A 23,089-nucleotide genomic window follows, 5' to 3' on the forward strand; every position below is an offset into this window, starting at 1 on the left:
AGGCCGGACATATGGATGCAGCGATCCGATCACCTCAAAAGCTCTTGTGCCACGGGGGCCGTCCACATATGGGTCCCTGCATTCGCATGGACGACGCCGGCGCGGGGCTAGACGACGCCGGAGCGAGGCGTTGTCGCTCAACCCGGATCGAGCAGGAGGCCCCGTTTGCTTGAGATTGCGTCATTTCGAGGAAAAGGCCGGCAGAGTCGGTAAATGGAGTTTGAAGGCGACAGTTCAACTGCGAGCAGTCCTGCTAGCCAGATTCCAACGATTTCTCGCTACAGCAGGAGAACAAACGGGCTAATCAATGAGTAGGGGCTGGGGGTCGACATGTTCGTCAATCGACGTAAGAGCCAGCGTCGTCTGTGCAGGAGTCTCGCCAAGATCCAGTTCGGCACCGGCACCCTGCCGCGGGACTGCATGATCACGGACATCTCCGATGGCGGCGTCAAGGTGATCGCCGAATATGCGGAAATTCCCTCTGAATTCACCATCATCCTTTCGAACGGCAGCCCGCGCCAATGCCGTCTCGCCTGGCGGATCGGCTGCGAGTTCGGCGCTCAGTTCGTCGATTAGGCGTGGCGCGCGTCGCGGCCAATGAGACTCTCCAGCGGCGAGGTGAGCGGCAGGGTTGATCGATATCTGCCGCGGACGGAACTCTCTTAACCCGGATTTAGGGTTAAGCTGCGAAGCATTCTGGGCAATCGCCGACCGTGGTCAGGGTACATGTCCCAGAAGTTGCTTCACCGATCCTCCGCCGCAAGGCTCCTCGTCGGCGCGGCAGCATCGGCGGCCCTGGTGCTGGCGCTTAGCGGCTGCCAAACATCCAGCCCTTCGGACATCACGGGATCGCTCGGCGACACGGCTGAGGCCAGCCGGCCAACCGCCGACCCGCGGCGCGACCTCGAGACCTACCAAGAGCGCTTCAAGGCCAATCCGAAGGATGCCGCAGCAGCGTTGCAATACGCCAAGGCGCTGCGCGCCACCGGGCAGCGCGCGCAGGCGGTCGCCATCCTCGAGCAGGCCTCGATGACCCAGCCGAACAACAAGGCGCTGCTCGCCGGCTATGGGCGCGCGCTCGCCGACAACGGTAATTTCCAGCAGGCCTTCGACGTGCTCGGCCGCGCCCACAGCCCGGATGATCCGGATTGGCGGATCCTGTCCGCGCAGGGGGCGGCGCTCGATCAGCTCGACCGCCACGACGAGGCGCGGCAATACTATGCGAGCGCGCTCAAGATCGCACCCGATGAGCCGTCGGTGCTGTCCAATCTCGGGCTGTCCTACGTGCTGTCGAAGGAATTGCCGCAAGCCGAGGAGACGCTGCGCAAAGCCCGCAGCCGCGCGCCGAACGATCAGCGGATCAAGGCCAATTTGGCGCTCGCGGTCGGTCTGCAGGGCCGCACCGGCGAGGCGGAGAGCATCGTGAAGGCGGATGTGCCGCCGGAGGAAGCCGCCGCCAATATCGCGGCATTGAAGCGTGTGCTGGCCCGCAAGGAAGGGCCGCGGGGCGGCGGGAAGATCCCGGTGGCGGCGGCCGCCGAGTCAGATTGACACGCGGGGGCTAGGCCGAGACGCCTTTCGATCGGGCACCGACCGCGCGCAATTTCTTGATGATCGGCGACAACAGCGAATTGCGCTGCGTCCTTGTGTCGGCGCGCCCGGTCATCCGCTGCGCGATCTGCAGGAACGTCTTGGTGATGCGATGGTTGGAGGCGATCTCCGCGATCATCTGGCCGTTATTAGCGGCGGTGCCGAACAGCTTCGAATCGAAGGGAATGGCGGCGATCGGCTGGCTGTCGATGGTCTTGGCGAAGGCGCGCACCTCGATCTCGGGCCGCTTGGTCATGCCGACCTGGTTGAGGCAGTACAGCGGGGGACGGTCGTTGGGCCGCGCCGCCTTCAGCGTGTTCATCATGTTCTTGGTGTTGCGCATGTTGGCCAGATCGGGCTCGGCGACGATCAGGATGTCGTCGGCGCCGATCAGGGCGCGGCGGGTCCAGGCGGTCCATTGGTGGGGCACGTCGAGCACGATGCAGGGCGTCGTCATGCGCAGCGTGTCGAAGATGGCGTCGAAGGCGTCGGCGCCGAAATCATAGACCTGCTCCAGCGTCACCGGCGCCGCCAGCAGGCTGAGATGGTCGGTGCATTTCGCAAGCAGGCGCTCCATCAGCGCGCTGTCCGGGCGCTCCGCCTGGAACACCGCATTGGCGATGCCCTGGACCGGGTCCTGATTGTAATCGAGGCTGGCTGTGCCGAACGCGAGGTCGAGATCGATCACGACCGAATCAAGCCCGACGTCGCGCGCGATCGCCCAGGCGATGTTATGCGCGACCGTGGACGCGCCGACGCCGCCCTTGGCGCCGCAGACCGCGATCATCCTGCCGACAGTGATCGCCTCGGACGCCGAGAACAGGCCGCAGATCGAGCGCACCACGTCGAGCACCTCGACCGGGCCGACCACATAGTCGTTGACGCCGCGGCGCACCAGTTCGCGATAGGGCGCCTTGTCGTCGGCCCTGCCGATCACGACAACGCGGGTGCCGGCGTCACAAACGGTTGCAAGCTCGTCGAGGCCGGCGAGGAAGTCGCTGCCGCTCTCGGTCTCGAGCAAGATGACGTTCGGGGTCGGTGCCGTGTGATAGGCGTCGATCGCCGCAGCGATGCCGCCCATATGCACCGAGAGATGCGCCTTGGCGAGACGGCGATCCTCGCTCGCGGCCTTCACGGTTGTTGCGGTCGCCACCGTCGCGCAGAACGCCTGCACCGACACGCGCGGGGCAGGGGCGATATAGTCGTCGGCGTGCGGCGCGGCGTCGGTCTCGTTGTCAGGATGTTGGGCGCGGCTGATCATTTGCCTGTATTGCTGAGCTTGGCGTTGTCGGCTTCGGGATAGGTGGTGGTGGTCGAAACACCCTTTCGGTACTTCTCGAACGCCACGTCACGCCGCGGCGAGTAGGCCGGCGTCTCGGCGCGGGGCTGTTCGAGGTCGGCGGGATTGTCGATCATCGCCGCCAGGTTGCGCTGGCTCGCGCAACCCAGATTGTAGTCGGGCTTGTTCTGGTTGTAGCCGTAATTGTCGATCGAAGGGCCGAGATCCTCCGGCCACAACCCGCAGGGACCAGCGACCGCGGTGATCTTCGGATAGCTCAGGCGGATCGTCGCCAGCGTGCGCGGATCGTCGGGATGGTAATTGCGCAGCGTGATGGAGCGCGCGGGCACGCCCCCGGCCGCGAGCAGCGAGCGGATTTCCTGATAGGTCGCGCCGGTCGCCCGCGCATTCGGCGTGTCGACCGGCACCTCGGCGATGATCGCGCCGGTGCCTTCGCGGGTCCACGTTCGCGCCAGTCCCATCACATCGGCGCGCTGCGGAGCGGTCAGGCCGGCCCGGCCGGGCCCGACAAAGATGACCATCGAGCGATCGGCTTCGGTGACGGCAATCGGATGCCGCAGACGGTAGTCGTTGGGAACGGTCGCGGTCGTAAGGTCATCGCCGCCACTGCGGCAGGCAGCAAGCGCGACCGACAGGCCGACGAGGGCGCCCAGCCGGTACAATATGCGATGGTGATGTGCTCTGCCCGTCATCGTCGCGCCCCCAAGCTCAGTCAATGATGAAGCCGAAATTGGCGGGATAGGCTCCGACCGGCTCGGCGCGCGCCGCCACACCGTAGATGCGGTTGATGCGGGCGAGCAGCGTCGATTGCGAATCGGCCGCCGGCGCGAACCCGTCATCGGGCCGCGACAATTCCTTCTGGGCGACCGCACGCACGACATAGGGCGTCACCAGCACCATCAGCTCGGTCTCGTTGTTGACGAAGTCCTGGCTCCTGAACAGCGCGCCAAGGATGGGCAACTGGTCGACGCCGGGCATGCCGTTGATGGCCTGCTTGGTCTTCTGCTGGATCAGGCCGGCCATCGCCATCGAGCCGCCGGAGGGGATTTCCAGCGTGGTCTCGGCGCGGCGGGTGGTGATCGAAGGAACGGTCAGCGACGTGCCGCCCTGGTTCAGCGTGATGGCATTGTCGGTGGAGAGCTCGGACACTTCCGTCATGACGCGCAGGCTGATGCGGCCTTCGGTCAGCACCACCGGGGATCGGAAATTCGCCGCCGGCGATGAAGGTCGCCGATTCCCCGGAGATCGCGGTCAGGTTGGGCTCGGCCAGCGTTCGCGCCACGCCCGCGCTTTCCATCGCGCGCAAGGCGGCGGTGACGGTCGGGAGGCCCTTGGCGACCGCGGCGACAGTGCCGCCATTGTCTGGCACCAGCGGGCGGCCAAAGGCCGTAAACGGGTTGGAGTTGTTGAAGTTCACGATCGCCGTGCCGTAGTTCATGTTGGCCGAAAGATCGACGCCCATCTGCTTGACGATGTCGCGCCGCACTTCGGAAACATTGACCTTCAGCATCACCTGGTCGCGGCCGCGCACCGTGATGGAGTTGACGACCTTGTCGGCGCCGCCGACCAGCCGCGCCGCGAGGTCACCGGCCTGCTGGGCCTCGATCGGAGACGACACCGAACCGGTCAGGATCACGCCGTCGCCGACGCCTTCGATCTGGATGCCCGGCAGCGTCTGCTTCAGCGCGGCGCGCACGCCGTTGAGGTCGCGCTTCACCGCGATGTCATAGGCGGCGACCTGCTGGCCGTCGGCATCGAAGAACACGACGTTGGTCTGCCCGACCGCCGCGCCGATGATGTAGGCACGCTGCGCCGAGCGGACGACGGCGTTGGCGATCTTGGGATCGGCGACCAGGACGTCCTTCACGTCGCGCGGCAGATCGACGATCACGGATTTGCCGACGCCGAGCGCCAGGAATCGGGTCTTGGCCGGCGAACTGGCAACCGGTTGCGCGCCTTGGGTCTCGGAATCGGCGGCAATGACCGGCGAGAACGCCAGTGCGGCCGCGGCCGAAAGCAAGAGGATGCGGACCAGCGAAGACCGCATCGCAAATCTGGTTCGACCGCATTTCATGGCAGGCGTCCTTCTCACTTCTGTGTCGTTGTCGAGCTCGGGACGCCGTAGCGAACCACGTTGATGCTCTGGCCCCGCTTCGGGGGCTGATCTTGGGAGGCGCTGTCGGCGACGTTGACGTCCGCGATGCTGCGCAGCGCGAGCGACAGGACGCCGGATTGGCGCGACCGCGCCAGCGTCTCGGTCTGCTCGGGCTTCAATTCAAGCGTGACGGTCTTGCCGAGCAGGGAATTGGCACCGTCCTTCTCCTTCGGCGCCTGATCGATGGCGAGCACGCGGATATTGCTCAGGATGATCTCCGAACGGACGAGATCCGCGCTGTGCTGGTCCGGGTTCTTCTCGCGCCTGGTGAGGATGACGTCGACGCGGTCGTTCGGCAGGATGAAGCCGCCTGCAGCGGTCTCTGCCGAGATTTCCGTCGAGACCGCGCGGCTGCCTGGGGGCAGGATCGCCGCCATGAAGCCCGATCCGTCCGCCTTAACGAGCTTCTGCTCCCGGATCGGCTCGCCGGCGATGAGCGGCGCGCGCGCGATCGAGCCGATCACGTCCTTGAGGGCATCTGGCCTGTCATTGCGACGGATGAAATTGCTGCTCGCGGTCGCGGCCGGCCAAGCCTGCCATTGCAGGTTCTCCTGCTTGACCGATTGGCCGAGGCCGATATCGGACTGCGCGACCAGAACTTCGACGGTCGGCAGTTGCTGCGCGACCGGCTCGGCCGGACCAGGCTTGGTCTCGGGCTGGCGGACCAAATAGGCCGCGACGCCGCCCGCACCAAGCGCGATGGTCAGGACGACGATACGTGCGATATTCATACGCTTGACTGCTTACGCTTACCCCAGACTGCCAACGCCGCACGGCGATGGCAGCCCAACCCGGGAGCATGACTAAGGCAGCAAAGGTGTAAGGGAACTTGATGAGCGGCATGATTTGCCTGACGAGGATTTGGAGTTCTTCGTCATGGTGAACGTGCGGTTATTTGGCTGCGCCGAAAGTCCGCAAAATACCGGTACTTGCGCGCTTACATTGCCGCCTTGAGTGCCGCAAAGCCGCGGTCGAGATCGGCCTTGAGGTCGTCGAGGCTCTCGAGCCCGATATGGAGCCGCAGCGCCGGACCACCCGGCGCCCATTTGGTGGCCGTGCGGTAATCGCTGCAATCGAACGGGATGACCAGGCTTTCGAATCCGCCCCAGGAATAGCCCATGCCGAACAGCTTGACGGTGTCGAGCAGGGCGTCGACCGCTTTCTGTAGGGCCGGCTGCAGCACGATGCTGAACAGGCCCGAGGCGCCGGTGAAATCGCGCTTCCAGATCGCGTGGCCGGGATCGCTCTCGATCGCGGGGTGCAGCACTCGCGCCACTTCAGGACGCGCCTGCAGCCAGCGCGCCATCTCCAGTCCGGAGCGGTAATGCTGCGCCAGCCGGACCGACAGCGTGCGGACGCCGCGCAGCGCCAGATAGACGTCGTCGGGCCCGGCGCACACGCCGAGCAGGCGGATGCCCTCGGCGAGCAGCGGCCACGCCTTGGCATTGGCCGAAATGGTGCCGAACATGATGTCCGAGTGGCCACCGATATATTTGGTCGCCGCCTGGATGCTGATGTCGACGCCTTGCTCCAGCGAGCGATGATAGAGCGGGGTCGCCCAGGTGTTGTCGTCGATCACAAACGCGCCGTGCGCATGCGCGACGGCCGCGATCGCGGGAATGTCAGGCATCTCGAAGGATTGCGAGCCCGGCGCTTCGACCAGCATCGCGCGGGTGTTCGGCTTGACCAGGGCTTCGATGCCAGCGCCGATCAGCGGATCGAAATAGGTGGTCTCCACCCCGTAGCGCGCCAGCATGCCGTTGCAGAAATTGCGCGAGGGGCGGTAGACGTTGTCGCAGACCAGGAGATGGTCGCCGGCCTTGAGCACCGACAACAGCGCTGTGCTGATCGCCGCGAGGCCCGACGGCGTCAGCCCGACGCCGGCGCATTGCGGCCCCTCCAGCGCCATCAGCACGTCCTGCAGCGCCCGTGTCGTCGGCGTGCCGTGGCGGCCATACTGATATTCGCCGCGATGGGCATGGAGGTCGTCCGCGGTCGGATAGAGCACGGTGGAACCGTGGACGACCGGCGGATTGACGAAGCCCTTCTGGGCCTCGGCGTCCCGGCCCGCGGTCACCAGGCGGGTTTCGGGTTGTTGTGGGGGGACCGGTCCGTCGTTGGAAAAGCTCATGCGCTCGCCGTTAAAGACTTTTTGCCGCAGCAGCCGTGACGCGTCGGAAGAAGCGGGCCCGGGCCGGGTTTTTAATAACAGGACAGGGAAGAGCTACGTCAACCCCTTGACCCGGCTCGCCAGTCACTATGTGTTGCGCCCAACTTCAAGTCGCCGCACGTTGAGGGGCCTGCCGCGACCTTCGATCCAACGCTTGGCTGATTGGCACGCAAGATGCAGGCCAGTTCGGCGATTCGCTGGGGATCATCGGTCGGTCCGTTAACGTTTGAGGCGACCGCACGCAAACCTTCCCGGACGACCCCTTGAAAGGCCCTGCCATGAAACGCGTATCGCTGGTTCTCACACTTGCCCTTGCCGCCGGCCTCTCGGCGCAGGGCGCTTCGGCGCAAACCCTTAAGACGGTCAAGGACCGGGGCATGCTGTCCTGCGGGGTCAGCCAGGGCCTGCCCGGATTCTCGTCCCCCGACGACAAGGGGAACTGGACCGGGCTTGATGTGGACGTCTGCCGCGCAATCGCGGCGGCGATCTTCAACGATGGCACCAAGGTCAAGTTCGTGCCGCTGTCGGCGAAAGACCGCTTTACCGCGCTGCAGTCCGGCGAGATCGACGTGCTGTCGCGCAACACCACCTGGACGCTGTCGCGCGATACCTCGCTCGGCGCCAACTTCACCGGCGTGACCTATTATGACGGGCAGGGCTTCCTGGTGAAGAAGTCGCTGAAGGTCAATTCAGCGCTGGAGTTGAACAGCGCCTCGGTTTGCGTGCAGACCGGAACCACGACCGAGCAGAACCTCGCCGACTACTTCAAGGGCAACAACATGAAGTATGAGGTGATCGCGTTCGCCTCTGCCGATGAGACGGTGAAGGCCTATGAATCCGGCCGCTGCGACGTCTTCACTTCCGACGTCTCACAGCTTTACGCCGAGCGCCTGAAGCTCGCCAATCCCGCCGACCACGTCGTCCTGCCTGAGGTGATCTCCAAGGAGCCGCTCGGCCCGATGGTCCGCCATGGCGACGACCAATGGTTCGACATCGTGAAATGGACGCTGTTTGCGATGGTCGATGCCGAGGAACTCTCCGTCACCCAGAAGAACGTCGACGAGATGGCCAAATCTGACAAGCCGGAGCTGAAGCGCGCCTTCGGCACCGACGGCAATCTCGGCGAACAGCTCGGCTTGACCAAGGACTGGTTCGCGCGGATCGTGAAGTCGGTCGGTAATTACGGCGAGGCGTTTGATCGCAACGTCGGCGCGGGCTCGAAACTCGGCATCGCCCGCGGTCTCAATAACCTCTGGAATAAGGGCGGTATCCAGTACGCGCCGCCGATCCGCTGATCCGATAGGCGTGCGGCGATGGCCATCGAGCCCCGGAAACCACCGTCGCAGTTTTTGCTCAAGCTGCAACGTCCGCTCGGCGGCCGCGCAGGATGGGGAGGCTTCGTCCTCCAGCTCCTGTTCGTCGCCGTGCTCGCCTGGATTGCCTATGAGATCGTGGCCAATGCCCGCGCCAACCTTCAGGCGCAGCGGATCACCGCAGGCTTTGGCTTCCTGCAGAACACCGCTGGCTTTGACGTCAGCCAGAACCTGATCCCGTACACGGGCTCGGACACTTATACGCGCGTCTTCTTCGTGGGACTGGTGAATACGCTGCTGGTCTCGGTGATCGGCATCTTCTTCGCCACCGTGATCGGCTTCATGGTGGCGCTCGGGCGGCTGTCGCCGAACTGGCTGTTGTCGCGGATTTCCGGCGCCTATGTCGAACTGGTGCGCAACCTGCCGATCTTGTTTCAGATACTGTTTTGGTATCTGGCGGTGCTCGCGGCTCTGCCCAGTCCGCGGCAGAGCGTCTCCGTGTTCGGCATGTTCTTCCTCAACAACCGCGGCCTGGTGATTCCAAGGCCGATTGGCAATCCCGGCTTCGAACCGTTTGTCGTCGCGGTCTTGGTTGCGATCGTGGCGGCGCTGGTGCTTTGGCGCTACGCGCGGCGGCAGCTCTACCAGTATGGCAGGATGATCACGATCTGGCCCTACCTGCTGGGCCTTCTGATCGGGCTGCCGCTGGTGACGTCGCTGATCTTCGGCGCGCCGGTTACCTTCGAGATGCCAGTGCTGAGGGGCTTCAATTTCGCCGGCGGCTCGCGCCTGATTCCGGAGTTCGTGGCGCTGACGCTTGCGCTGTCGACCTACACAGCCGCTTTCATCGCCGAGATCGTGCGCGCCGGCATCCTGTCCGTGCACAAGGGACAGATGGAGGCCGGCTCCTCGCTCGGGCTGCACCGCGGTGAGGTGCTGCGGCTGATCGTGATCCCGCAGGCGATGCGCGTGATCCTACCGCCGCTCACCAACCAGTATCTCAACCTCACCAAGAACTCCTCGCTCGCGGTCGCGATCGGCTATCCCGACCTGGTGTCGGTGTTCGCCGGAACGACGCTGAGCCAGACCGGCCAGGCGATCGAGATCATCGGCATCACCATGGGCGTCTATCTCCTGATCTCGCTGGTGACGAGCGCGATCATGAGCTTCTATGGCTGGCGGATCAGTCGGAGCATGGGCTGATGAGCGATTTCGCCGTTTCCAATTTCGTCCGCGAGGAACTCGTTCCGCAGCGGCCCGCGCCGGTGAAGACCACGGGTCTCGTGGGCTTCCTGCGCACGCGGCTGTTCAATTCGCCGACCAACATCCTGATCACGATCGTCAGCGTGCTCCTGCTGTGGTTCGTGCTCGTCCCCACGGTCAAATTCCTGTTTGTGGATGCAGTCTGGACCGGCACGGACCGCGCCGCGTGCCTGGCCGAGACTGCCGGGCATCCGGTCGGCGCCTGCTGGCCGTTCATCCAGGCCAAGCTCAGCCAGTTCATCTATGGATTCTATCCGGAGCCGGAGCGCTGGGGGGTCAACCTGACCTTCTTCCTGGCGGCTGTGCTGCTGTTGCCGCTGTTGATTCCTCGGCTCCCGGCCAAGGGCATCAATGCCAGCCTGTTCTTCCTGGCTTTTCCGGTGGTCGCATTCTTCTTGCTGCGCGGCGGCGGGCTCGATGGTTTTGCCGTGAGCTGGATCACGTCGCTATTGTCGGGCTTCAACGACAGCATCGGCGACGGCGGGCGCAAGCTCGCGGCGGCCGGCGAAGCCGCCGCCGTGATCGGGCCGGCGCTCTGGGGGCTCGGAAAGCTGATCGTCCTGATCAGCACGGTGATCTCCTGGGGGCTGCTACCCCTGCAATGGCTGCTCGACCAGATCCAGAGCGCAGGCCAGCCGGTCTGGATCGATTTCGCGATCACCGCCGTGATCGTCTCGCTGCTGCTGTTCTTCCTCGGTGGCGGTTTCCGCACCGGCTGGCGGCCGCTGGTCGTCAGTCTCGCGACCTTTGCCGGCATTGGGCTGGTGATATCAGTCATGAAGCTCGACCGCGGCGGCTTCCCCGTGGTCGACACCCGGCTGTGGGGCGGCTTGCTGGTGACGCTGGTCGCTTCGGTGACAGGCATCGTCACTTCGATGCCGGTCGGCATTGCGCTGGCGCTCGGCCGACGCTCGACCATCCCCTTGATCCGTATTTTCTCGATCGCCTTCATCGAGTTCTGGCGCGGCGTGCCGCTGATCACGGTGCTGTTCTTTGCGACCTATATGCTGCCGCTGTTCGTGCCGACCGGCTTCACCATCGACGGTCTGGTGCGCGCGCTGATCGGCATTGCGCTGTTCGCCGGCGCCTATCAGGCCGAGGTCATCAGGGGTGGGCTGCAGGCGATCCCGCGCGGGCAGGGGGAGGCGGCAAGCGCGCTCGGCCTGTCCTGGTGGAAGACGACGGCGCTGATCGTCCTGCCGCAGGCGCTGCGCCACGTCATTCCCGGCCTTGTCAACAGCTTCATCGCGCTGTTCAAAGACACCTCGCTGGTGTCGATCGTCGCGCTGTTCGACCTGCTCGGCCAATTGCGCGCTTCCTTCAGCGATCCCACCTGGGCGACGCCGACCACGGCTTTCACCGGCTTTGCCTTCACCGGGCTGATCTATTTCGTCTTCTGTTTCGGCATGTCGCGCTATTCTCTGTTCGTCGAGAACAGGCTGAACGCGCACCGGCGCAACTGAGTGAAATTCGCCATGAGTTCGAATCCGATCGTCAGCATCAAGGGCCTCAACAAGTGGTACGGCGAGTTCCACGTGCTGCGCGACATCAATCTCGAAGTCGGCCGGGGCGAGCGCATCGTGATCTGCGGCCCTTCGGGCTCCGGCAAGTCGACGCTGATCCGCTGCATCAACGCGCTGGAGGAGTTTCAGGAAGGCGAGATCATCGTCGATAACATTGAACTCGGTCCGAACTTGCGGCGCGTCGACGAGGTCCGGCGCGAGGTTGGCATGGTGTTCCAGAGCTTCAACCTGTTTCCGCATCTGACCGTGCTCGACAACTGTACGCTGGCGCCGATCTGGGTGCGCAACATCCCGAAGAGGAACGCAGAGGCCTCAGCGATGAAGTTCCTGGAGCGGGTAAAAATCCCGCATCAGGCCAGCAAATATCCGGGCCAGATGTCCGGCGGCCAGCAGCAGCGCGTCGCGATCGCGCGTGCGCTCACGATGAACCCGAAGGTGATGCTGTTCGACGAGCCGACCTCGGCGCTCGACCCGGAAATGGTGAAGGAAGTCCTGGACACCATGGTCGACCTCGCCAAAGAGGGCATGACCATGCTGGTCGTCACCCACGAGATGGGATTTGCCCGCGAGGTCGCCGACCGCGTCATCTTCATGGACGCCGGCCAGATCATCGAGTCGAACACGCCGAAGGAATTCTTCGCCCATCCGCAGCACGCGCGGACGAAGCTGTTCCTCAGTCAGATCTTGAGATGAGCGAATAGCGAATGGCGAGTAGCGAATAGGGCAATCCATTCGCTACTCACTACTCGCGTCCTAAACAAACGGCACGTCGATCTTGGTGCGCTTCTCGAGCCATGCCGGCACCGGCAGGTTCTTCGAGCGCATGAAATCCGGATTGAAGAGCTTGGACTGATAGCGGTTGCCGGAGTCGGCGAGGATCGTCACGATCGTCTTGCCGGGCCCGAGCTGCTTTGCCAGGTGGATCGCGCCGGCGATGTTGATGCCGGTCGAACCGCCGAGGCAGAGGCCCTCATGCTCCAGGAGTTCGTAAATCACGGTGACCGCTTCTTCGTCCGAAATCAGGAAGGCGTCATCGACCTTGGCGGTCTCGATGATGGACGTGACGCGGCCAAGACCGATGCCCTCGGTGATCGAGTCGCCCGGCGTCGATTTGGCCTCGCCATGCTTGAACAGTTCGTACATCGCAAAGCCGTGCGGATCGGCGCAGGCGGTGACGATGCCGTTGTTCTTTTCCTTCAGGGCGCGGCTGATCCCGGCGAGCGTGCCGCCGGTGCCGACCGAGCAGATGAAACCGTCGACCTTGCCGCCGGTCTGCTGCCAGATCTCCGGGCCGGTCGAGTCGTAGTGCGCCTTGGCGTTGTCGAGGTTGTTCCACTGGTCGGCGAACAACACGCCGTTCGGCTCAGTCTTGCGAAGTTCGTCAGCTAGCCGTTTGCCGACATGCTGATAGTTGTTCGGATTGGAGTAGGGCAGCGCCGGCACCTCGAGCAATTCGGCGCCGCACAGCCGCAGCATGTCCTTCTTTTCCTGGCTCTGGGTTTCCGGGATCAGGATCAGGGTCCGGTAGCCGCGGGCGCTGGCGACGACCGCGAGCCCGATGCCGGTATTGCCGGCGGTCGATTCCACCACCAGCCCGCCCGGCTTGAGCGCGCCACGTTTCTCCGCCTCCAGGATCATCCACTTGCCGGCGCGGTCCTTGACCGACTGGCCGGGATTCATGAACTCGGCCTTGCCCAGGATGGTGCATCCGGTCAGCTCGGAGGCACGCTTCAGCTTGATCAGCGGCGTATTGCCGATGGCTTCGACGACGTCGTTGTTGATTGTCATGTCGGGGGTATTCTTTGCCGGTTATTTCGCTCCCGGCTGACCCTAGTGCGGGGGCGGCAAAAGGGAAAGGCCCCCTTGCGCCGCGGTGCGAGCCGGCCCGAATCGACCCACCGGTCCGCGGCAATCTGCCTCGCGACTCTCGGTCCGCGAAATGGGGTGCCGGATGGTGTCGGAGCATTGGGGATTCGGGGCAACAGGCGCTCGGAAATCCCCATGAAATCTTCGTAAGATTCCGGCAGCTTCCGGTGCCGACAAAATTGAAGTAAGGCCTGTAAGATAAGGACAACTTGCTATTCGGAGGTTCCCTGGTTGAACTTGGCCAGGGTCTCTCGTCGGTTGGCAGGACTGTCCGCTTGCTATGCCCCCGGAGTAGTATGACGGGGCGGTTCCATTGGAAGCGTCACTCCGTGAAGGTTCTACAGACTATCCCCCAACGCGTTGCGAACTCATCGCGACTTGATTCGGCGCGCGGAGGAGAACGGAGGTGACCCAGCGCATCCGGGGGGCTGCTGTCGGCGCACGGCTGCGCGCGCCTGTGCCAAGCCTGCGAACCGTGTTGCGCATGTTTGCGGGTTTTGTGATTGCCGCGAGCTCGGCCGGCTGCATCCTGACCAAGGATCTTCCCGATCCTGCGCTGGATATTCCCGGCGGCTACAAGGCGGCGCGGCAGACAAAGGCCTCAGACGCGCCGCCGACGCTCGACTGGTGGCGTGGCTTTCGCTCGACGGAACTGACGACGCTGATGGAAGAAGCCCAGCGGGTCAATCTGGACATTGCGGCGGCGGTGGCGCGTTTCAAGCAAGCGGACGCGCAGGCTCGGATTGCCGGCGCGGCCTTGCTGCCGACGCTGTCCGGCAGTGGATCAGAGACCTATTCGCGTACCTCCGGCTCGAGCGCAAGCGGCTTGAGCATCGGCGGGCGCGAGGTGGTCAATTACAACGCCTCGCTTGCCGCGAGCTATCAGCTCGATTTCTGGGGCCAGAACCGCGACGCTGCGCAGGCTGCGGAAGAGACCGCGGTCGCCAGCCGCTTCGACCGCGAGGTGGTGGCGCTGACCACACTGACCGCCGTTGCCAATGCCTATTTCCAGGTGCTGACGTCGCAGGATCGAATTCGCACCGCCCAGCGCAACATCGCCAGCGCCGAGCGTGTCCTCAACGCGATCAGGGATCGCTTCAAGGCCGGCACCGGCACCGATCTCGACGTCGCGCAGCAGGAGAGCCTGGTGGCCAACCAGCGCGCGTTGGTGCCACCGCTCCGGCAGACCCTCGACCAGAACATCAATGCGCTGGCGACGCTGGTGTCGCGGCCGCCGGAGAGCGTGCGCATCACCGGCGGCTCGCTCAACAACATCGCCATTCCACGGGTAACCCCGGGCCTGCCGTCGGGGCTGTTGACGCAGCGTCCCGACATCAGGCGACAGGAGGCACAGCTCGCAGCCGCCACCGCCAATGTCGGCAGCGCCCGCGCGCAGTTCTTTCCGAGTATCCAGTTGACCGGGCAGGGCGGCTATCAGAGTTCGGCGCTGTCGGCGCTATTCCAGCCGCATGCGGCGTTCTTCAGCCTGGTCGGCAGCGCGACGCAGCCGATCTTCGACGGCGGGCGGATCCTCGGCAATTTCGAATTAACGCAGGCGCAGCAGGATGAACTGCTGCAAGCCTATCGCAAGGCGGTGGTGCAATCCTTTGCCGACGTCGACAGCGCGCTGGTGGCAATACGCGAGACCACGATCCGGCTGAGGCTGCAGCGTGACGTCGTGGCGTCGTCACAGCGGGCGTTTCAATTGGCCGAACAGCAGTTGCAGGCCGGAACTGCTGACATCGTAACTGTGCTACAGACCCAACAGACTCTATTCCAGGCCGAGGACGCGCTGTGGCAGGCGCAACTGGCCCGCCTGCAGGCGATCATCAGCCTGTATCAGGCGCTGGGCGGCGGCTGGGAGCCAAAGGTGGAGAGATCGGTCGATGCTCTTTAAGCCGGAAGCAAAGGACAACGCGAAGGCTGCGGAGGTAAACAAGCCGGGCTTGTTGTCGCGCCTGCTCAAGCGGATGGTGTCGCTGATCATTGCCGCCGTAATCCTCGGCGGCCTCGGCTATATCGGCTGGCTGGCCTGGCAGCAGAAGGGGGGCGGCCACAACGCCAACGCACGGCCTGACCTGCCGGTGCCGGTGCTGGCGGCCATGCCGCGCGTGCAGGACGTGCCGGTCTATCTCGACGGCGTCGGCTCGGTGCGCGCGCTGAATACGGTCACGGTTCGCTCGCAGGTCGACGGCAAGCTGATCAAGGTGAACTTTGTCGAGGGGCAGGACGTCAAGAAGGAAGACGTGCTCGCCGAAATCGATCCCGCGATCTATCAGGCGCAGTACGATCAGGCCGTCGCCAAGAAGGCGCAGGATGAGGCGCTGCTCGCCAACCAGCGGCTCGACCTCGCGCGCTACCAGCAGCTCGCTCAAACCAACGCCGGTTCGAAGCAGCAGTATGACACCCAGAAGGCGGTGGTTGCGCAGCAGGAAGCGCTGGTGAAGGCAGATCAGGCCGCGATCGACAACGCGGCGGCGACGCTGAGCTACACCAAGGTCGTTGCGCCGATCTCGGGCCGCGCGGGCCTCCGCCAAGTCGACCAGGGCAACATCATCCATGGCTCCGACACCACCGGCCTCGTCGTTCTCACCCAGTTGCAGCCGATCGCGGTGTGGTTCAGCCTGCCGCAGCAGCAGATCGTGCGGGTGAATGCCGCGGCCGGCCAGGGCACGCTCGCGGTCGATGTGTTCGGCAATGACGGCGTGACCGTGATCGATACCGGCAAACTGACCGGCATCGACAATCAGGTCGACCCAACCACCGGCACGCTGAAACTGAAAGCGGAATTTCCCAACGGCAATTTCCAGCTCTGGCCCGGCCAATTCGTCAATGTGCGGCTGAAGGTCGAGACGTTGCCGAAGGCGATCGTGGTGCCGACCTCGGCCGTGCAGCGCGGGCCCGCCGGAACATTCAGCTATGTGATCGGCGAGGACAATATCGTCACCGCAAAACCGGTGACGGTCATCCAGCAGAACGAGCATGACGCCGTGATCGGCAAGGGGATCGCGGCCTCTGACCGCGTCGTCACGACGGGATTTGCCAATCTCGCCGATGGATCGAAAGTCATCGTCGGCAAGGACGACGCCGCGCCGACCGCCGATCTCGCGCCGCGCAAGCGCAGCCGCAGCCCGGATGCCAAGAACGGCCAAGCCAAGGATGGTCAGGCCAAAGATGGCCAGGCAAAGGACGGCGAACATCGTTCGCGGCGCGAGCGCACGCAGGGCGAGGGCGACCAGAAGGGCTCGAGCGGGGCGGCAACGGGGGGTGAAACGTCAGGCGGCGCAGCGAAGTCGCAGCCATGACCGGACGATCAACCTAGAGCATGATCCGGAAAAATGGAAACCGGTTTTCCGAAAAGATCATGCTGAAATTAATGTCTGACTTCGCAAGGACGAGTACGCAAAGCCATGGGCGTCTCTGAACCGTTCATCCGCCGGCCGATCGCGACCTCGCTGCTCGGGATCGCGCTTCTGATCGGCGGCGCGCTCGGCTATTTCGCGCTGCCGGTCTCGGCGCTGCCGCAGGTCGACTTCCCGACGGTGCAGGTGTCGACGCAACTGCCGGGCGCCAGCCCCGATGTGATCGCGTCCCTGATCACGGCACCGCTCGAACGCCAGCTCGGACAGATCCCGTCGCTGTCGTCGATGAATTCGACCAGCTCGTTCGGCGTCAGCCAGATTTCGCTGCAGTTCGATCTCAACCGCGACATCGATGGCGCGACCCAGGACGTCCAGGCTGCGATCAATGCCGCCGCGGGGGTATTGCCGAAGAATCTTCCATACCCGCCGGTGTACGCGAAAGTGAATCCGGCGGATGCGCCGGTCATGACGCTGGCGCTGACATCGGAGACGATCTCGCTGCGCGCGATGAGCGACCTCGCCGACACGATCCTTGGCCAGCGGCTGAGCCAAATTTCCGGTGTCGGTCGCGTCGCCGTGCTCGGCGGGCTGAAACCGGCGGTGCGGGTGCAGGCCGATCTGGCGCGGCTTGCGGCCTATGGCATCTCGATGGAGGACCTGCGCAACGCCATTGCCGGCGCCAACGTCTCGGGCCCGAAAGGATCGCTCGACGGCGCGCAGCAAGCCTACACGATCGCCGCCAACGACCAGATCGCGGCAGCGGAGGCCTACAAGCCGATCATCATCGCCTATCGCAACGGCTCGCCGGTGACGATCGGCGACGTGGCCGTGATCGTCGACGGGCTCGAGAACGACCGCACCGGCGGCTGGTACCAGGGCACCCCGGCGGTCATCATCGACATCCAGCGCCAACCCGGCGCCAATGTCATCGAGGTCGTCCGCCAGATCCGCGACGAGATCCCGCGGTTGCAACGCCTGATTCCGGCCGGCGTCAACCTGACCATCGTCAGCGATCGCACCGTCACCATCCGCGCCTCCGTCCGCGACGTGCAGTTTACGCTGATCCTGAGCGTCGTGCTGGTGACGCTGGTGGTGCTGCTGTTCCTGCGCTCCCTGCGCGCCACGCTGATCGCGGGCGTCGCGCTGCCGCTGTCTTTGATCACGAGCTTCGGCATCATGTATTTTGCCGGCTTCAGCCTCGACAATCTGTCGCTGATGGCGCTGACGATCGGCACCGGATTCGTGGTCGACGACGCCATCGTGATGATCGAGAACATCGTCCGCCACATGGAGGAGGGCGAGTCGGTGATGGAAGCCGCGCTCAAGGGCGCGAGCGAGATCGGCTTCACCGTGATCTCGCTGACGCTGTCGCTGATCGCGGTCTTCATCCCGCTGTTGTTCATGTCCGGGCCGGTCGGGCGCATGTTCCGCGAATTTGCGCTGACGCTGACGATTGCGGTGGTGACCTCGGCGGTAGTCTCGCTGACGTTGACGCCGATGATGTGCTCGCGCCTCTTGAAGCATGTCGGCGAGGAATTCGTGCTGCCGGGCCTTGGCGCCATCAGCGGCTTCATCGACCGTATGGTCGAGTTCTACCACCGCACGCTGCTGTGGGTGCTGCAGCGCCAGCGCGCGACCCTGCTGGTGACCTTCGCCACCATCGCGCTCACGCTGTTCATGTATGTGATCGCGCCAAAGGGCTTCCTGCCGCTGCAGGATACGTCATCGATAACAGCGGTGACCGAGGCAGGCCCGGACGTCTCCTTCGCCGAAATGCAGGCCCGACAGACCAAGGCGGCGGACCTGATCAAGTCGGACCCGGACGTGACCGGCGTGGTTTCCGTGATCGGCGCTGGCTCCGTCAACCCGACCACCAATGTCGGCCGGCTCGTGATGACGCTCAGGCCGCTCGGCGAGCGGCGTGACGGCATTTCGACGGTGGTGGCGCGGCTGAAGCAGAAGACGGCGTCGATCCCCGGCATGACCATCTATTTCCAGCCGGTGCAGGACGTGCAGATTTCGACACAGTCGAGCCGGTCGCAGTACCAGTACACGCTGAACGGCACGGACGCCAAAGAGGTGTCGCTCTGGGCGGGCAAGCTGGTCGCCGAGATACGGCGCGATCCGATGTTCCGCGACGTGTCGTCGGAGGCGCAGGAGGCCGGCCTCCGGGCCGCGCTCGATATCAATCGCCAGCGCGCGGGCCAGCTCGGCGTCAGCCTGCAGGCCGTCAACGACACCCTGAACGACGCGTTCGCGCAGCGGCAGATTTCGACCATTTACGGACAGGCCAACCAGTACCGCGTCGTGCTGGAGGCGCTGCCGATGTATCAGCGCGATCCATCGATCCTCGACAAGCTGTATTTGCCCGGCGTGAACGGCGCGCAGGTGCCGCTGTCGGCAGTGGCGACGCTGACGCGTACCACGGCGCCGCTCGCGATCTCGCACCAGGCGCAATTCCCGGCGGTGTCGCTCAGCTTCAACCTCGCGCCCGGCGAGGCGCTCGGCGATGCCGTTGAAGCGGTGAAGGCGCTCGAGACCCGGATCGGCATGCCCAACAGCATCGTCGGGGTCTACACCGGCGACGCTGCGGAATTTTCCAGATCGCTCGCCGGCCAGCCCTGGCTGATCCTCGCCGCGATCATCACGATCTACATCGTGCTGGGCGTGCTCTATGAGAGCTACATCCACCCGATCACGATCCTGTCGACGCTGCCTTCGGCAGGCGTCGGCGCCATCCTGGCGCTGATGCTGTTCGGGCAGGACCTTTCGGTCATCGGCCTGATCGGAATCATTCTCCTGATGGGCATCGTCAAGAAGAACGCGATCATGATGATCGACTTCGCGCTGGAGGCGGAGCGGCACAAGGGCATGTCGCCCTATGACGCGATCGTGCAGGCCTGCCTGCTGCGGTTCCGGCCGATCATGATGACGACATTGGCGGCGCTGTTCGGCGCGCTGCCGCTTGCGATCGAAAGCGGCACCGGCGCCGAGCTGCGCTTCCCGCTCGGCATTTCCATCATCGGCGGCCTCCTGCTCAGCCAGTTGCTGACGCTCTACACGACGCCCGTGATCTACCTCGCGCTCGACCGGCTGAACCGCAGGATCGAGCACGCGCTGCCAGACCCGGGGCCGCAGGGCCCGCCGGTCGCGGGGGCGACCGAGGGGATGCAGTGATGGCATCGATCTCGATCTCGGAGCCCTTCATCCGTCGTCCGGTCGGCACCACGCTCATGGCGATCGGGCTCTTCCTGCTCGGGATCGTGGCGTACGAGTTCCTGCCGGTGGCGTCGGTTCCGAACGTCGATTTCCCGATGATCAGGGTGTTCGCATCGCGGCCGGGCGCCGACCCGTCGGTGATGGCTGCGACGGTGGCGGCGCCGCTGGAGCGCCGGCTCGGCGAGATCGCGGACGTGGAGCAGATCACGTCGGTCAGCTCGCTCGGCAGCACCAGCATCCAGGTGCAGTTCGCGATCGGTCGCAACATCGATCGCGCCGCCCGCGACGTGCAGGCGGCAATCAACGCCTCGATGGCGGATCTGCCGACCGACCTGCCGACATTGCCGATCTTCAGGAAGGCCAATCCTGCGGCGGCGCCGGTATTCGTGCTGGCGCTGACGTCGAAGACGATGTCGACCAGCGCGATGTACGACGTTGCGGATACCGTGCTCGCGCAGCGCATCTCGCAAGTGCCGGGCGTGGGCGAGGTCACGGTCTCGGGCGCCGATCAGCCGGCGGTCCGGATCTCGCTCAATCCGGTGGCGCTGTCGAATGCGGGCATTGCCACGGAGGACGTCCGCCAGGCCATCGTCAATGCCAATCCGCTCGGGCCGGTCGGCATCTTCAATGGCGGCCGCCAGAGCGAGACGCTCTCGATCAATCCGCAGATGCGAACCGCCGCCGAGTTCCGCAACATCCTGATCAAGAGTGCGAACGGCAATTTCGTCCGCCTCTCTGATGTCGCCGAAATCGAAGACAGCGTGCGCAACGTCCGCTCGGTCGCCTGGTTCAACAAGCAGCCGGCGGTCCTGATCCAGATCACCAAGCAGGGCGACGCCAATGTCATCGACACCGTCAACCGTGTGACGGCGATGCTGCCGGAGCTGAAGCAGTGGATCCCCGCCGGTCTCGAGATTTCCACCCTCGTGGACCGCACCGGCACCATCCGCGCCAGCGTGCTCGACATGCAACTGACGCTGCTTGCCACGGCCGGGCTCGTCATGGTCGTGGTGTTCGTGTTCCTGCGCCGCTTGACGCCGACGATTGCGGCGGGCGTCTCGGTGCCGCTGGCGCTCGCGGGCACGTGCGCCGGCATGTGGCTCGCCGGTTTCTCGATCGACAATCTGTCGCTGATGGCGCTGGCGATCTCCGTCGGCTTCGTGGTCGACGACGCGATCGTGATGATCGAGAACATGTACCGCAATCTCGAGCAGGGCATGGCGCCTTATCCGGCGGCACTGGAGGGGGCCAAGCAGATCGGCTTCACCGTGGTTTCGATTTCGCTGTCGCTGATCGCCGCCTTCACGCCGCTGATCTTCATGGACGGCATCGTCGGCCGGCTGTTGCGTGAATTCTCGCTGACGCTGACCTTCGCCATCCTGGTCTCGACCCTGGTGTCGCTGACGATCACCCCGATGATCTGTGCGCATTACATCAAGGAAGCGACCTCCGATCGCGCCACCTGGTTCGATCGTCTGATCGAGGGAACCCTGTCGCGCATCGTGCGCTTCTATATGTGGACGCTGCGCGGCGTGCTCGATTTTCCGTTCCTGACCTTGCTCGTCTTCTTCGCCACGATCGCGCTGACTGTGACGCTCTACATCAAGACGCCGAAGGGCTATTTCCCGACCGACGACAGCGGCTTCGTCATCGGCGCAACGCGGGCATCGCCTGACACCTCGTTCCAGGCCATGCTCAAATTGCAGCAACAGGTGGCCGACATCGTGATGGCCGATCCTGCGGTCGCCGGAATCGGCTCTTCGCTCGGGAGCGGGGGGATGGGCGGTGGCGCCAACCGAGGCACCATGTTCATTAGCCTGAAGTCGCCGGAGGAGCGGGGAGGAGTTTCTACGCAGCTTGTGATCGATCGCCTGCGCCGCAACCTGTTCACGGTGCCGGGCATCCGCCTGTTCATGTTCGCGGCTCAGGACGTCCGCGCCGGCGGACGACAGAGCGATTCCGACTACCAGTACACGCTCTCGAGCGCCGATCTCGACTTGTTGCAGAAGTGGGCGCCGATCGTCGCCAAGCGCATGGAGACCGTTGAAGGTATCACCGACGTCTCCAGCGATCGCGACCCCGGCGGATTGCAGCTCAATTTGGTGATCGACCGCAAGACCGCCTCAAGCCTCGGCGTCCGCGTGCAGGATATCGACAACGCGCTCAACAACGCGTTCTCGCAGCGGCAGATCTCGATCGTCTATACCCAGCGCAACCAATACATGGTGGTGCTGGAGATCGATCCGAAATTCCAGACCGATCCGGCCAATCTCGAGCGCATCTACGTGGCCGGCGCCAACGGCGTTCAGGTGCCGTTGTCGGCCGTCGTCCATTACCAGCGCGGGCTGGCGCCGCTGGCCGTCTACCACACGCAGTCGTTCCCCTCGACCACGGTTTCATTCAATCTGCTGCCGAACGTGCCGCTGGACGAGGCGACGTCGAATATCCAGCGCGCTGTCGATGAATTGCACATGCCTGAAGGCATTCGTGGCAGCTTTGACGGCAACGCCGGCGACTTCAACAAGACCAGCGGGAGGCAGCCGCTCCTGATCCTGGGGGCGCTGGTTGCGATGTATATCGTGCTCGGGGTGCTCTATGAGAGCCTGGCCCATCCGCTGACAATCATCTCGACCTTGCCGTCCGCAGGGCTGGGCGCGCTGCTGGCGCTGCAACTGACCGGCACGCCGCTGACCGTGATCGCCTTTGTCGGCATCATCCTCTTGATCGGCATCGTCAAGAAGAACGGCATCATGATGGTCGATTTCGCGCTGGACGCCGAGCGGCAGCGCGGCCTGTCTTCGGCGGACGCGATCTTCGAGGCCTGCAGCGCAAGGTTCCGGCCGATCCTGATGACGACCATGGCGGCGCTGTTTGCCGGCATTCCGCTGGTGCTCGCCACCGGTCCCGGGACGGAGCTGCGCCGGCCGCTCGGCATCACCATTATCGGCGGACTGTTCGTTTCGCAGATCCTGACGCTCTACACCACGCCTGTGATTTACCTGTTGATCGACCGGTTGCGGCGGCGCGCCGAACCAGCCGCGCTGGCAGCGCCCGCGGAATAGTTGAATTGGCGGCCGCGTAGCGTATAGCGGGCGGATGACGGAATCAGATCAGACAATCCTTGCCGAGCCGGTCGCGGACTGTCCACATTGCGGCAAGCCGATGCCGCTGTGCATCTGCGACAGTGTTACGCCAATCGGGAACCGGATTGGGGTCCTGATCCTGCAGCATCCGCAGGAGCAGGATAGGGCGTAACCGGCATGAGGCCCCCACCTAGCCATCCTTCGGCTTGCGCGCGATACAGCCTGGCATGAGCGGATCGGTGGAG

The 23,089-nt window shown here is 64.5% G+C and carries 15 protein-coding genes and 2 pseudogenes; 11 read left to right on the plus strand and 6 right to left on the minus strand.

Annotated elements, in window-relative coordinates:
- Positions 1-330: 330 nt before the first annotated feature.
- Both AAFX91_RS22840 and AAFX91_RS22845 read left to right on the plus strand, forming a co-directional pair.
- On the plus strand, positions 331-576 hold the full coding sequence (locus AAFX91_RS22840; protein WP_394567965.1) for a PilZ domain-containing protein: 246 nt from the start codon (positions 331-333) through the stop codon (positions 574-576).
- Between the two features lie 150 nt (positions 577-726).
- The gene (locus AAFX91_RS22845; RefSeq protein WP_394567966.1) at positions 727-1,551 is read left to right on the plus strand and encodes a tetratricopeptide repeat protein; all 825 of its coding nucleotides are present in this window, start codon (positions 727-729) and stop codon (positions 1,549-1,551) included.
- 10 nt (positions 1,552-1,561) lie between these two features.
- On the opposite strand, the gene AAFX91_RS22850 is transcribed toward AAFX91_RS22845, so the two are convergent.
- From AAFX91_RS22850 to metC, 5 genes and pseudogenes are all read right to left on the minus strand, one after another.
- Entirely contained in the window at positions 1,562-2,851 is a 1,290-nt protein-coding gene (locus tag AAFX91_RS22850) for a CpaE family protein (protein WP_394567967.1), read from the minus strand.
- Complete coding sequence (locus AAFX91_RS22855) at positions 2,848-3,582, minus strand: CpaD family pilus assembly protein (RefSeq protein WP_394567969.1); 735 nt, start codon at positions 3,580-3,582, stop codon at positions 2,848-2,850. Before AAFX91_RS22855 ends, AAFX91_RS22850 begins: the two co-directional genes overlap by 4 nt.
- Before the next feature lie 16 nt (positions 3,583-3,598).
- Positions 3,599-4,937, minus strand: a pseudogene (locus tag AAFX91_RS22860) (type II and III secretion system protein family protein).
- 41 nt (positions 4,938-4,978) lie between these two features.
- Positions 4,979-5,776 (minus strand): Flp pilus assembly protein CpaB, encoded by a 798-nt coding sequence (cpaB, locus tag AAFX91_RS22865; protein WP_394567970.1) that lies wholly within the window; start codon positions 5,774-5,776, stop codon positions 4,979-4,981.
- 206 nt (positions 5,777-5,982) lie between these two features.
- Positions 5,983-7,176, minus strand: coding sequence for a cystathionine beta-lyase (metC, locus tag AAFX91_RS22870; protein ID WP_394567971.1), 1,194 nt, complete (start codon positions 7,174-7,176; stop codon positions 5,983-5,985).
- 317 nt (positions 7,177-7,493) lie between these two features.
- Here metC and AAFX91_RS22875 point away from each other — a divergent pair, with 317 nt between their 5' ends.
- Genes AAFX91_RS22875 through AAFX91_RS22890 form a run of 4 tightly spaced genes read left to right on the plus strand, consistent with a single transcriptional unit; the run spans position 7,494 to position 12,007 of the window.
- Positions 7,494-8,510: an amino acid ABC transporter substrate-binding protein gene (locus tag AAFX91_RS22875; protein WP_130579205.1), complete on the plus strand. Its 1,017-nt coding sequence runs from the start codon at positions 7,494-7,496 to the stop codon at positions 8,508-8,510.
- 18 nt (positions 8,511-8,528) lie between these two features.
- Positions 8,529-9,731, plus strand: coding sequence for an amino acid ABC transporter permease (locus AAFX91_RS22880; RefSeq protein WP_394567972.1), 1,203 nt, complete (start codon positions 8,529-8,531; stop codon positions 9,729-9,731).
- Complete coding sequence (locus tag AAFX91_RS22885) at positions 9,731-11,254, plus strand: amino acid ABC transporter permease (RefSeq protein WP_394567973.1); 1,524 nt, start codon at positions 9,731-9,733, stop codon at positions 11,252-11,254. The genes AAFX91_RS22880 and AAFX91_RS22885 overlap by 1 nt, the downstream gene beginning before the upstream one ends.
- Before the next feature lie 12 nt (positions 11,255-11,266).
- On the plus strand, positions 11,267-12,007 hold the full coding sequence (locus tag AAFX91_RS22890) for an amino acid ABC transporter ATP-binding protein (RefSeq protein ID WP_394567974.1): 741 nt from the start codon (positions 11,267-11,269) through the stop codon (positions 12,005-12,007).
- A gap of 60 nt (positions 12,008-12,067) precedes the next feature.
- Here the strand turns inward: AAFX91_RS22890 and AAFX91_RS22895 are convergent, their stop codons facing one another.
- Positions 12,068-13,102 (minus strand): cysteine synthase A, encoded by a 1,035-nt coding sequence (locus AAFX91_RS22895; protein WP_130579198.1) that lies wholly within the window; start codon positions 13,100-13,102, stop codon positions 12,068-12,070.
- A gap of 562 nt (positions 13,103-13,664) precedes the next feature.
- On the opposite strand from AAFX91_RS22895, the gene AAFX91_RS22900 reads away from it, so the two are divergent.
- The 5 genes and pseudogenes from AAFX91_RS22900 to AAFX91_RS22920 all read left to right on the plus strand — a co-directional run.
- Entirely contained in the window at positions 13,665-15,077 is a 1,413-nt protein-coding gene (locus tag AAFX91_RS22900; RefSeq protein WP_130579220.1) for an efflux transporter outer membrane subunit, read from the plus strand.
- Positions 15,067-16,485, plus strand: a complete 1,419-nt coding sequence (locus tag AAFX91_RS22905) for an efflux RND transporter periplasmic adaptor subunit (RefSeq protein ID WP_130579196.1) — start codon at positions 15,067-15,069, stop codon at positions 16,483-16,485. The genes AAFX91_RS22900 and AAFX91_RS22905 overlap by 11 nt, the downstream gene beginning before the upstream one ends.
- A gap of 105 nt (positions 16,486-16,590) precedes the next feature.
- On the plus strand, positions 16,591-19,719 hold the full coding sequence (locus tag AAFX91_RS22910; protein ID WP_394567976.1) for an efflux RND transporter permease subunit: 3,129 nt from the start codon (positions 16,591-16,593) through the stop codon (positions 19,717-19,719).
- Entirely contained in the window at positions 19,719-22,823 is a 3,105-nt protein-coding gene (locus AAFX91_RS22915) for an efflux RND transporter permease subunit (protein ID WP_282526562.1), read from the plus strand. Before AAFX91_RS22910 ends, AAFX91_RS22915 begins: the two co-directional genes overlap by 1 nt.
- 34 nt (positions 22,824-22,857) lie before the next feature.
- Positions 22,858-23,013: pseudogene (locus tag AAFX91_RS22920) on the plus strand (DTW domain-containing protein); the annotation flags it as partial.
- Positions 23,014-23,089 lie beyond the last annotated feature (76 nt).

This window comes from Bradyrhizobium sp. 31Argb, assembly GCF_043638955.1.
Classification (GTDB): Bacteria; Pseudomonadota; Alphaproteobacteria; order Rhizobiales; family Xanthobacteraceae; genus Bradyrhizobium.